We start from the raw sequence: 10,928 nt of genomic DNA, 5'->3' as shown, positions 1-10,928 counted from the left end.
CGTGACCGGCTGTTTCGGAACAGGCGGAAAATCGGTCACGTTGTTAGCGAAATGAGCGGTCACGCGTTAGCGAAATGGTCGGTCACGATGTACCGAAACGGGCGGTCACGATAGGCCGAAATACGCATGATGTTCGCCGGGCTGGGCCTGGGCCTACTGGCTAAAGGTCCGCTCATTTTGGTGCTTATGGGCACGCCAGCATTCGTGTGGGTGGTTCTCTATAAAGAGTGGGGGCGAGTGCTGATACTTCCCTGGATCGGCGGCCTTGTCCTAATGCTCGGTATATCCTTGCCCTGGTATATCGCGGCCGAAATGAAAACGCCGGGGTTCATGCAATACTTTTTCGTTGGTGAACACTGGAGTCGTTACGTCGTCAGCAACTGGGCTGGAGACCTCTATGGCAGCGCTCATGCCAAGCCATACGGCACCATCTGGATTCAGCTCGGTTTGTCGCTATTGCCATGGGCTTTCTTTCTTCCTCTGCTGATTCGCAAGCGCGGATCAATGCAGCGATTCGAGGCCTACCTCTGGCTCTGGGCGCTGGCAACTCCCATATTCTTTACATTCGCCGGTAACATTCTGTGGACCTACCTGCTTCCATCTCTACCAGCCTGGGCCATGTTGTTGTCTGGACGGATCTGCGATGCAGGCCCGAAGACCACTTGGGCTGCCGCTACGAGCGCTGTAGTACTCCCAATCGTAGGTGCGGGGATCATCATTGCAGGGGTAATGGAGCAGCGACCTCAGAACCAGCGAGATGTGGTTGAAGCCTGGAGTGATTTGCAGTCAGCTCAGTCGGCTCCGCTGATCTACCCTGGCCGTCGCTCGTATTCGTCGGAGTTCTACAGCAGCGGGAAGTCAGAGAACATTCAGGATCCTGCTAAGTGGCCACGTGATAGCTCGTTCTACCTATCCAGGCGCCTGCGTGACAGCAACGCTGAACTGCCTGTCAACCTGAGCTGCGTCAAGATCACCGAAGTAAACGCCAGCCAGCTAATGCTGTGTCGTTGGAAGGACGCTCAGCAAAGTAACAACGGATTGGCTGGAGAAATTGATGCGGGAGCGTCTCGTACGGACGAAGGCTAAATTCCAGACACAAAAAAGCCAGGTTGTACCCTGGCTTTTTTGTAAATTGCTTTCGTCATTTAGAGTCCTGTTTAACCGCCGATTAATTATCGGCTTGTTCCTTACCATCCTTGCTTTCTTTCTTTTGCTCTTGAGCGACTTGCTGTTTGTTCTGATCCGAAGAGTCATCGCTCCATAGGCGAGCCTGTTCAGTTCGAAAGTTTTCATTGAACTGTTTCGCTCTCTCGTAGCCGCCTTCGGCATAAGCGACACCCGTGAGACCAAGCAGCAGGCTGCCAATAGCGATCGATTTGACAAATTTCATTGTGAGCCTCGGTTTTTACTAGGTCCGCCTGATTAGCGGCCTTTGTTGGTTTGTAGTTTAGGAACGCGAAGCTAACGACAAGGTGAGTCAATAATTACAATTCCGTAATTTTGGCGGCCGGGATGATGCGTTAAATCTGCAAATCTGGAAGGATCATGTCTATCTCGGCATTGCTGAGGGCGATGTTAAATTTTCCCTAAAATTACAATTTTGATATCTACTTAAATAATCAGTGCGGCTTTCGGCCGCTCTCGGAGATAGCCATGAATGACATAGAGCCCTGGGCGGTTGCGATCGGTGATTTTCGTCGAAGCACTGAAAAGCTCACTGTCCAAATTGATGAGCTGACCGCTCAGACACGTACCTGCAGCGCCGTGCTGGAGAAGTCGAACGACCTTGTGGAGCAGGTCGATACTGTCGGCCGGCAGATACAAGATGAGGTGCGGAAGGCCGAGAAAGCTTGGTCGAATGCCGAAGAGGTCGCTTTGCGAGCTGCGGCAGAGGCATATTCCGCCGCGTGTCGGGGAGTCGACACGGCCATTAAACCGCTAATCGCGGAGCTTTCTACAGCGACTAAGGCTGCCAATATCTCCATTCTGGAGCTCAAGCGTGCCCCGGTTTTGGCCAAACGTTATGTGATGGTCGTGGCAACAGCGTTCTTCATCCTGGGGTTGATCAGTGTCTACACGACGATGCGTTTTATAGACACTGCTGCCAGCGTAAGCGCTCAGGAAAGGGTGAACGCGCAGTATTTCACCCAACTGTGGAGGAATGCCAATCCAGAGGAGCAGAGGATCATAAAGTCGGTGATTTTGCGATCGCCCATGGAGCCTGTGGTCCTCAGGCACTGATGCTTGCACACAAAAAAGCCCGTCAATTGACGGGCTTATGCATGTCTGCGCTGGTTAAGCAGCAGCCATTACAGGTTCTTTAAACTGGGCTTCGGGAAAGTGAAGGTGGAACCACGTGAAGTTCTCTTCGGTTACTTCCACGCTCGCCGAGCCCTGATGCAAGCTCATAATCGACTGAACGATGGCTAAGCCTAGACCGGTACCGCCCTCACTCCGTGCTCGGCTCTTGTCCACTCGATAGAAACGTTCAAACAAATGCGCATGGTGTTCCCTCGCGATCCCCCGGCCCGGGTTGCCGACACTCAATGTCGTACCGCTCGTACCGTGTTGCACCTTCACGTAGACCGTGCGGCCGCGTGGGCAGTAGCGAATAGCATTTGACACCAGGTTCGAGACGGCCCGTTGAATCATGAGACGATTACCGCGCACTACGTCCTCATTGCCAGAGATTTGCAGCTGGATCTCGCCTTCTTCTGCCGAAATGCTGAAGAGATCGCATACACGCTCAACCTCGTCGACCAGCGACACGGGTTCAAACTCCACCATGGATGCTGGGTGACTGACCTGAGCCAGGAACAGCATGTCGGAAACCATCCGGCTCATGCGGTCCAGCTCTTCTGTGCACGATTCCAGCACTTCCCGGTACTCTTGAAGCGATCGTTCTCTGGTCAAGGCAACCTGGGCCTTACCCATCAGGTTGGAAAGCGGTGCACGCAACTCGTGAGCAAGATCGTCAGAGAATTGAGAAAGCTGCTGCACACCGTCATCTAGGCGAGCCAGCATGATGTTAATGCCGTCAGCGAGCTCTTTAAGCTCTGAGGGCATTCCATCCGTTGGCAGGCGATGGTCCAGGCTCTCGGTGGAGATTTTCGAGGCAACTTTCAAGAACTTGGTCAGAGGTAGCAGTCCGCGGCGCACGGTCCACCAAGCGATGGCCAAGATCAATGCGAGGATGACGGGCGACATCATCAGGGCCCAGGTCAGCAATGCATCGAGCAGGGCCTCACTGGATGACTGGTCCATGGTCATGTAGACGCTGACTTCGGTTCCATCGGCTAAGCGCATGATACGAGAAGCGCTCAACAGTGGGCGGTCCTGGGTATCACGCCATTCATGCTCTTTAGGCTGCGCAGCCGGCTGGAACTTGTGCACCTCCAGATTGACCTGCTTTGAGCCTATCGAGAGCAAAGGTACCTGCTTTGTTGATGTATCGAATATGCTCACGTACAGGTTGTTATGGCCCATGACCAAATCAACTAGCTGGTGCGCATCCGCGTTGACGCCGGAGATATCGTTGATAGTGGACAGGTTGTGAGCCATGCCTGCCATCTTCACTTCTAGGTCTGCTCTGGCATTTCTTTCCAGCGCTTGACCCACCATCAAGTAGCCAAAGGTCGCGAACAGAAGCAGTAATGCTGCGCTCATCAACCCGACTTTGAACCCTAGCTTTGCAGCCAGGCTGAACGGACTCATGCGCGTTCCTCGAAAACGTACCCAACGCCACGAAGCGTATGAATGAGCTTGGTTTCAAACGGGTCATCGATCTTTGAGCGCAATCGCCGGATCGCAACATCGATGACGTTGGTGTCGCAGTCAAAATTCATGTCCCAGACCAGAGAGATGATCTGGGAACGAGTCAGCGCTTCACCCGTCCTGCTCATGAGCAGGTGCAGGAGCGCAAATTCTTTTGTGGTGAGATCGATGCGTGTGCCACCACGGAAAACTCGATGGCGCACGGAGTCGAGTTCCAGATCGGCAATCTTCAGCGAGCTCTTCTCGACGAGTTCATCGCCACGTCTCTGGAGAGAACGGATGCGAGCAAGCAGCTCGGGAAACTCGAAGGGCTTCACCAAGTAGTCATCCGCGCCGCCATCCAATCCCTTGAGCTTGTCGTTGATGCGACCACGGGCTGTGAGCATGATGATGCGGACCCGGCTGGATTTCCTGATGGTTTCCAGCAGATCCCATCCGTCGATACCTGGGAGGTTCACATCGAGGAGAACCAACGAATAGACATTGACGTTGAATAGGTGAAGGGCATCAACACCGTTGTGCACAATGTCTACGACATACCCGCTTTCGGATAGGCCCTGCTGAAGATATTCCGCAGTTTTAATTTCGTCTTCGACAACTAGAACGCGCATGACTTATCTCAAGGTGTGAAGAAGGAATTGGCCAATCCGCCAAGAGGTTTGCAGGCTGTTTAAAGGTTCGGCTGAGTGCATGGCATGCGGTAGTCGCTACCTCTGTCCATACGCCGTGGTCACCTGAGGACGCTTGAATCTTAACGCGAAGAAGCTGGCCGTGGCGAAATCCTACAAATTTGTAATGTAGCCGTAAGATTGCTGACAGTCATACCGGCATACCCTTTGAGCTTAGCGGATTCAGCGGCCTTCAGCCGGTTGAGCACTCAGTAGCTGGCATGTGAATTCGGTCGTAAAAGGCGGCATTTCTGCCAAGCCGTTCTGTTTTGCCAGGAAAATTCCTTGGGGAGCTACCAAGAGCTCGTTGCCAACCACCGATCAGTGGCATCGCAGGATGCGCTGCGCTGCGCGCGGCTATGATTTCTTGATCCGTCGAAAGTGCAGATAATTACTTTACAATCTATTACATGTCCAAATTGTAATTTCACAATCATCTTGTCGTTAGCCGCCTTTGCTAGTTTTAGTACAGCACACAGGCAGCGCTGCTTTGGAGTCGTCTCATCCGGAGCAGCATGGCGGGAGTAACGAAACCCTGCTCACGCCAATGCATTCACCTTGGAACCATACGCTCCTTTGGTAAGGTGAATTTTAGCGCCCGCCGTGGGCGCTTTTTTATTAATGGACTTCTCATGAAAACCACTAGATCTGCAATTGCCGTATTCATGCTCTTCTCTGTGCTGTCGACAGATGCTCTAAGTAGCGTGCAGATCAATGAGGATCTTGAGCAGTCTGCTCGGCAGGCTACAGAGCGCTATGCACAGAGCGTGAAGAAGCCCATGCCAGAGCTTGAAGACTACACCTATGGCATGAATCTGGACGTTGGGAAGTTGGTGTACGTGTCGCCCAACGTGCGGTACTGCGGCAACGTGAAAAGCATGATGGCCTACGAGGACTCGAAGGGCGAATTGCACATGGTTCGCTACCTGGTGAAAGGCGAGTGCGTTAATAGTCGGTGAGCGGCCACCCACTTGCTGCCCCCGGCGCTTAGCTCACAGCAACTCGATGCCAAAACGACGTAGCAGCAGAGCAAAGCCCCCAAAACTTACCATGGTGATGATGATGCTGATGATAAGCGTCGGCCAAAAGTCCAGTTTGGGCAGCAGCACCGGAAAAGTGATAAACATTGGCAGGGTTGGAAGGACGTACCAGAACGTATACCAGGCATGATTAGCTATCTTTTCCATACTCTGGTTTTCCAAGTACAGCCAGATCAGCGTCATGACCGTGACCAGAGGCAGAGCGGCAACTAGGCCACCCAGCTTGTCGCTACGTTTTGCCAGCTCTGATACTAGAATCACTATTCCGGCAGTGACTAAGTACTTCGTGATGATCCAAGCCATTGCTGAACCTCCTACGGGCACTCGAGAGAGTCTGTCGGAATCTTCCCAAGGCGCTCACGAAGTGCTCCTGCCGTTTTGACGCCTATCATTCCCGATCTTTCCTTTACGACACCACTCTCTCTGTTTGAAGAGTGGTGCGTTGACCAGGTGGTTACCAACCGATCAGTGCGACGGTAACGGCATGCTCTGGTGGAAAGCTGCGCGCTCGATCTGAATGGTGCAGTGGTGGATTTCGAACGCATCGCTGACCGCTTCCACGACGCCCGCCAGCACGGCATCTCCATCTGCTGTGTCACCCACTACTACGTGCGAAGTCATCACGTTGCTGCCGCTACTGACGGCCCAAACGTGCAAATCGTGTACATCAGTGACGCCATCAACGTTGCGGATGGTGGTCTCGATTGCCGCGACGTCAAGCCCCCTTGGGACACCCTCCATGAGGATGCCCAGGCTCTCGCGAAGCAGCTGCCATGTCCGCGGCAGTACCCAGAGGCCGATTGCAACAGCGACAATCGTGTCGACCCAGGTCCAGCCAGTGAAGCGGATAATGAGAGCCGCGATGATTACGCCCAACGATCCGAGCATGTCGCTCCAAACTTCGAGGTAAGCCCCTTTGACATTGAGGCTCTCGTTGCTGGCAGATGCCAGAAGACGCATCGAAATAAGGTTGATGATCAGGCCAGCGATCGCGATCCACATCATCGCGCCAGTGGCGATCTCCGTCGGCATGAAGAAGCGTTGGTAGGCTTCGTACAAGATGTACATTGCCACCAGGAAGAGCAGGACTGCGTTGAGCGTGGAGGCCAGGATCTCCAACCGCGCATAGCCAAAGGTTCGTTTTTGATCCGCCGGCCGCTTGGCTATCTGGAGCGCAATCAGCGATATCGCCAAGGCGGCGGTGTCAGTGAACATGTGAGATGCATCCGACAGCAGCGCCAAGCTGCCGGTTATCCATGCACCGATTACTTCAGCAATCATAAAGCTGCCAGTCAGGGCCAATGCCATGACTAGCTTCTTCTGATGTCCCTCACGTACTGCTGCACTGCCATGATCATGATTCGATCCCACGTATTTCTCCTTGCGCAGGGGGGTGGTCGCGTTGGCTTACCAGGGTGGCCAGGCGCTAAGGCGTGGCTTGGCCGCACTGGCTGCAGAATTTCGCTCCTGACGTCAGCGAGGAGCCGCAGGCCTTGCAGCCACTCGATAGTGGTGTTCCGCAGTTTAGACAAAAGCGCGCAGATGGGGCGTTAGCGGTCCGGCACTGCCTGCAAGGCTGCAGATCAGTGATTGGGGCTTGGGATGTTGCCCGCCCACTGTCAATTACCCGGTCATTGCCGTCGCAGCTCTGCTGCTGGTCATAGCGGTCATGCCGATCGCTCCCGTGCCCACCACTGTGGTGCTTACCACCGCCGTGGTTTCCCCGGCCGTGGTGGCCGCCCAAGATGTTCTTGAAAAAGCTCATGGTGTTCGTCCCTCATTGATAAGTGACATAAGCACGGGCAAAAGTTAAGGAAGTGTTCTGCTCGCGAGAAAGACTTCTAAATTGAAGTAAAAGTTCAAAATGAGCGTACGACAAAACAAGCCCATTTTGTTTATGAAATTTAATTTAATTCGCTGGGTGGCACTAACCACACAGCAGTCGAACGTGTCCGATTTTTTATCATAGCCTGGTCGATCACAATCAAAAAAGCCATTGCTGCGATTCTGACAGCATTGTAATCACGAGGTCATCGTGTCGTTATCGTGTTCCGGAAATAATGCGCCTAGCGAGAGTTTACTTCTCATTCAATTCTTTTGCCTCAAACATCCTAAGCGCCCTTAAGCCATAGGGCTCGGGGTCTCTGGCGCTCCGCACGCCCACCTTCGCACAGTATCTGTCGATGGTTTGCCTGGTAGCTACCGAGGATTCCATAGCCATGCGTCATGGATCAGCAGCCTCCTAGAGTTTGATAATGACACCTTCGAAATCCATTGTTCACACCCTGTTCAGTAGATTGATCTTTGCTATTCGCAGTACTCGACAAAAAGGCATCAGCACCAATCTGCTCATCGGGCTGGTAACTCTTTGGTTGTTGCTATTTACGAACGCTGAGCTTTGGCGTGTTCTTACGCGGCTGATTTTCAATGCCGATGAAGTTAATTGGCTGCTCGCGAGTAGCCTGCCAGTTGTTGTGTTTGCTTGGGTGTTTACCATACTCAGTCTGCTGTCATGGGCACGGCTCGCCAAACCGCTACTGTGCCTGATCCTGATCAGTGCGGCTTTCGCCAGCTACTTCATGAATGCTTACGGCATCGTCATTGATTACACCATGTTCACCAACGTCGTGGAGACCGACGTCAGTGAGGTCTCCGAGCTACTGAACTGGAAGCTCGGCCTCTGGGTGGCAATGGTAGGGGGATTGCCCGTTTACCTGATCAGTCAGGTGCCGCTCCGACGTAAGCCCTGGATCAAAGCGTTGGCCAGTAGACTCATTGTCCTTTCGCTTGCCCTAGTCACCCTTGCCGGCATTGTGCTGAGCCAATACCAGTCTTATGCGTCCTTGCTGCGCAACAACCGGGAGATTCGGCTCATTCTGGTTCCCACCAACCTGTTTGCGGCCAGTCATGGCTACCTGAAACGTCAGTTGGCCACGCCGAAAGAACTGACCACCATCGGTACCGATGCAGTAGTGAAAAGGCAGGGAGCAGCTCGCAAACCCAAGCTGCTGGTGCTGGCAGTGGGGGAGACAGCACGCTCTGCCAACTTCTCCCTCAATGGCTACTCCCGTGATACGAATCCGGAACTGAAAAAACGCAATGTCATAAGCTTCTCAAATGTGAGTTCCTGCGGCACCGCCACCGCGGTATCACTGCCGTGCATGTTCCTGGACGTCGGCAAGGATGAGTACAAGGACGGCTTGGCCAAGAGCCGAGAAGGGCTACTCGATGTGCTTCAGCGCGCAGGCATCAGCGTAATGTGGACTGACAACAATTCGGGCTGTAAAGGGGTCTGTGACCGGGTGCCTAACCACAAGGCTACCCAACATGCGGATGCTCAGCTGTGCACCAGCGACGAGTGCAAGGACGGGGTGCTGCTCTCGGAAATGGAGGACTTCATCAACCGTCAGGAAGGCGATGCTGTCCTGGTGCTCCACTACAAAGGCAGCCACGGCCCAGCCTACTACAAGCGATATCCCTCGCAGTTCAAGAAATTCGAGCCGGTCTGCGAGACCAATGAGCTCGACAAATGTAAGCAGCAGGAGGTGATCAATGCCTACGACAACTCGATCCTCTACACCGACTACGTAACGGCCGGGCTGATCGACATCCTGGCTGCGAACACCAAATTCGACACTGCGCTCATGTACGTCTCGGATCATGGGGAGTCACTGGGAGAGGGTGGCCTCTACCTACATGGGCTGCCCTATGCGATGGCCCCGGACGAGCAAACCAAGGTGCCAATGGTGCTCTGGATGTCTGACTCTATCGCGAAGAGCGAACGGCTGAATATGGGCTGCTTGAAAGCCCAGACAAACTCGCCATTGAGCCATGACAACCTGTTCCACACGGTGCTCGGGATGATGAGCGTCCAGACATCCTCGTATCGCTCAGCCCTAGACTTCACTGCCCCTTGCAAGCCCTTGGCCGGAAGCACGTACTCCGGCCTCTGAATGCTCGAAGTGCGATTGAAATACTCGCTCGTATCAGCTGCAATATTCAATTGGAGAGCAGAAAAGTCAGTTGAATCTGGTTGCCCAGGTTTTGCTCGCTGTGAATGTCGACCTTGCCACCGCAGTGTTCCACGATCCGTTTGTACCGCGAGCGATGCGCCTGCAGTGTACGTTCAAGCAATTCGGGCCAATCAAGCGCATTGACCAGTGTTGAGACCTAGGCTGGCATCTCGGTTGCTGCCGTTCTAGTCATGGGTAACCTGGGTCGCAGCAGGTGGCGACTGAGCGTAATCGACCTATGAAGCGGCCGGTCGACAACGACCGCTGTGGGTCGAAAGCTGCCTTAGGGCTGGGCGTCTGCATCACTAATTGGCTTTAGCACTATGCTCCCGCCTATCAGCTGTATGCTCAGGGAATCACCGATTTTGAGACCCATGCGTTCGAGGATATCGTCCGGGAGGTCAGTGATGACATCCCCAGTACCATCACCTGGTTCTTGGCATTTCAAGGTTGTCCGCACGGATTCATTCATAAGGGGCGGCTCCTTATGAGCTGATGGGGAAGCCTCCATCCTACGCCCACTTGCCCCCTACTGGCAGCATTCGACCCACTGCGAAGGCTGGATGTTGGAGCCAGCACCGGCAAGCTCTGCTTTCGCAAGTATGAAGGAGTTTAGTGATAATCCTGCTTCCGGCTGGCGGCGATGGCGCTGACAACTCAGCTTAGGGCCGTGTCTGCTTGAGGTCGCAAGCAGCCAGTCGCTAATGACCGCGCTATCGAACCACTGAGCACCATCCGAGACAGAGCTTTGTTTACCGCGGAGCGTGAGCCCGTTCGCTCGAATACCTTCCTAACAAAGGGGCTTCCCCTTAGGCATACGCTTGATGCGGTTCGAGTTAGATCCTGCGATAGACACAGCTAATCCTATGTCAGACGAGATGTAGACAGGTCCTCTGGCATGGAACCCAACGGCGTTAAGTGTAGACACCGTGTTCAATTCGTCCTAGGAGTGTCACAACTTGCTGGTAGCCCGATCGAGTCACCAAGGTGCTGCAAGGTGACTGATGCCTTAGCCCGATTGCTGGCTTGTACAGCCATTGCGCGGCAAGCACTCGACTGCCAAGCACCAGCGTTGCCAGATGCACGATTTCTTCGCACCTGCCCTTGAAGCTTCGGTGGTCGATGCTCCAGCACCCCTGCGGCGAGCATGGGCACAGCGCTAATATCTGAGGATCCTTCATTTGCAAACCTCAAAGGTGAAAGCCTATCTCTCAACCGGCAATTCGGCCAACAGGTTCCATTCCTTTGCCGGCATGTGCTGCTATGTCGAGAAACCTTCCTTGCGTCTGTACCCGCCTTCGCAAAATGTAGTGGTCAACTAATCCCGGACACGACGTTAAGTTTTTCCTCAGCCCGCGCTGGAGCCAACCCATCGTTGAATTGATGAGGCCGAATCCAGTTGTAGCGATGCATCAAAAAATGGCTGATATCGC

Annotated in this window: 11 protein-coding genes and 1 pseudogene; 4 read left to right on the top strand and 8 right to left on the bottom strand. The window is 53.8% G+C overall.

The window, feature by feature from the left end; all coding sequences use genetic code 11:
- Positions 1-114: 114 nt before the first annotated feature.
- Positions 115-1,086: pseudogene (locus tag AC19YR_RS24030) on the top strand (phospholipid carrier-dependent glycosyltransferase); the annotation flags it as partial.
- Positions 1,087-1,168: 82 nt separating this feature from the next.
- Here the strand turns inward: AC19YR_RS24030 and AC19YR_RS24025 are convergent.
- Positions 1,169-1,390: a hypothetical protein gene (locus AC19YR_RS24025; protein WP_059395178.1), complete on the bottom strand. Its 222-nt coding sequence runs from the start codon at positions 1,388-1,390 to the stop codon at positions 1,169-1,171.
- Between the two features lie 263 nt (positions 1,391-1,653).
- Here AC19YR_RS24025 and AC19YR_RS24020 point away from each other — a divergent pair, with 263 nt between their 5' ends.
- On the top strand, positions 1,654-2,241 hold the full coding sequence (locus AC19YR_RS24020) for a hypothetical protein (protein ID WP_059395177.1): 588 nt from the start codon (positions 1,654-1,656) through the stop codon (positions 2,239-2,241).
- 54 nt (positions 2,242-2,295) lie between these two features.
- Here the strand turns inward: AC19YR_RS24020 and AC19YR_RS24015 are convergent, their stop codons facing one another.
- Together AC19YR_RS24015 and AC19YR_RS24010 are read right to left on the bottom strand one after the other, a co-directional pair.
- On the bottom strand, positions 2,296-3,714 hold the full coding sequence (locus AC19YR_RS24015; RefSeq protein ID WP_034138162.1) for a heavy metal sensor histidine kinase: 1,419 nt from the start codon (positions 3,712-3,714) through the stop codon (positions 2,296-2,298).
- Positions 3,711-4,385, bottom strand: a complete 675-nt coding sequence (locus tag AC19YR_RS24010) for a heavy metal response regulator transcription factor (protein ID WP_034138161.1) — start codon at positions 4,383-4,385, stop codon at positions 3,711-3,713. Before AC19YR_RS24010 ends, AC19YR_RS24015 begins: the two co-directional genes overlap by 4 nt.
- A gap of 689 nt (positions 4,386-5,074) precedes the next feature.
- On the opposite strand from AC19YR_RS24010, the gene AC19YR_RS24005 reads away from it, so the two are divergent.
- Positions 5,075-5,401 (top strand): DUF2790 domain-containing protein, encoded by a 327-nt coding sequence (locus AC19YR_RS24005; RefSeq protein ID WP_034138160.1) that lies wholly within the window; start codon positions 5,075-5,077, stop codon positions 5,399-5,401.
- Between the two features lie 33 nt (positions 5,402-5,434).
- On the opposite strand, the gene AC19YR_RS24000 is transcribed toward AC19YR_RS24005, so the two are convergent.
- The 3 genes from AC19YR_RS24000 to AC19YR_RS23990 all read right to left on the bottom strand — a co-directional run bounded on the left by AC19YR_RS24000 (position 5,435) and on the right by AC19YR_RS23990 (position 7,247).
- Positions 5,435-5,785, bottom strand: coding sequence for a DUF3147 family protein (locus tag AC19YR_RS24000; RefSeq protein WP_034138159.1), 351 nt, complete (start codon positions 5,783-5,785; stop codon positions 5,435-5,437).
- A gap of 162 nt (positions 5,786-5,947) precedes the next feature.
- Positions 5,948-6,853 carry a cation diffusion facilitator family transporter gene (locus AC19YR_RS23995; protein WP_034138158.1) on the bottom strand — a complete coding sequence of 302 codons (906 nt, stop codon included), beginning with the start codon at positions 6,851-6,853 and terminating at the stop codon, positions 5,948-5,950.
- 55 nt (positions 6,854-6,908) lie between these two features.
- Positions 6,909-7,247: a zinc ribbon domain-containing protein gene (locus AC19YR_RS23990; protein ID WP_400631106.1), complete on the bottom strand. Its 339-nt coding sequence runs from the start codon at positions 7,245-7,247 to the stop codon at positions 6,909-6,911.
- 490 nt (positions 7,248-7,737) lie between these two features.
- Here AC19YR_RS23990 and AC19YR_RS23985 point away from each other — a divergent pair, with 490 nt between their 5' ends.
- Positions 7,738-9,435, top strand: coding sequence for a phosphoethanolamine transferase (locus AC19YR_RS23985; RefSeq protein ID WP_034138157.1), 1,698 nt, complete (start codon positions 7,738-7,740; stop codon positions 9,433-9,435).
- Between the two features lie 343 nt (positions 9,436-9,778).
- Here AC19YR_RS23985 and AC19YR_RS23980 read toward each other — a convergent pair whose 3' ends face one another.
- Complete coding sequence (locus AC19YR_RS23980) at positions 9,779-9,967, bottom strand: AbrB/MazE/SpoVT family DNA-binding domain-containing protein (protein ID WP_034138156.1); 189 nt, start codon at positions 9,965-9,967, stop codon at positions 9,779-9,781.
- Positions 9,968-10,409: 442 nt separating this feature from the next.
- Positions 10,410-10,676 (bottom strand): antitoxin Xre/MbcA/ParS toxin-binding domain-containing protein, encoded by a 267-nt coding sequence (locus AC19YR_RS23975; protein WP_080761430.1) that lies wholly within the window; start codon positions 10,674-10,676, stop codon positions 10,410-10,412.
- Between the last annotated feature and the right edge of the window lie 252 nt (positions 10,677-10,928).

Source organism: Pseudomonas sp. MF08817 (assembly GCF_059862705.1).
This window is presented reverse-complemented; position numbering and strand designations above follow the sequence as displayed.

Coding starts and splice junctions, on each gene's coding strand:
- AC19YR_RS24025 (WP_059395178.1), bottom strand. CDS start 1,390: ATGAAATTTGTCAAATCGATCGCTATTGGCAGCCTGCTGCTTGGTCTC.
- AC19YR_RS24020 (WP_059395177.1), top strand. CDS start 1,654: ATGAATGACATAGAGCCCTGGGCGGTTGCGATCGGTGATTTTCGTCGA.
- AC19YR_RS24015 (WP_034138162.1), bottom strand. CDS start 3,714: ATGAGTCCGTTCAGCCTGGCTGCAAAGCTAGGGTTCAAAGTCGGGTTG.
- AC19YR_RS24010 (WP_034138161.1), bottom strand. CDS start 4,385: ATGCGCGTTCTAGTTGTCGAAGACGAAATTAAAACTGCGGAATATCTT.
- AC19YR_RS24005 (WP_034138160.1), top strand. CDS start 5,075: ATGAAAACCACTAGATCTGCAATTGCCGTATTCATGCTCTTCTCTGTG.
- AC19YR_RS24000 (WP_034138159.1), bottom strand. CDS start 5,785: ATGGCTTGGATCATCACGAAGTACTTAGTCACTGCCGGAATAGTGATT.
- AC19YR_RS23990 (WP_400631106.1), bottom strand. CDS start 7,247: ATGAGCTTTTTCAAGAACATCTTGGGCGGCCACCACGGCCGGGGAAAC.
- AC19YR_RS23985 (WP_034138157.1), top strand. CDS start 7,738: ATGACACCTTCGAAATCCATTGTTCACACCCTGTTCAGTAGATTGATC.
- AC19YR_RS23980 (WP_034138156.1), bottom strand. CDS start 9,967: ATGAATGAATCCGTGCGGACAACCTTGAAATGCCAAGAACCAGGTGAT.
- AC19YR_RS23975 (WP_080761430.1), bottom strand. CDS start 10,676: ATGAAGGATCCTCAGATATTAGCGCTGTGCCCATGCTCGCCGCAGGGG.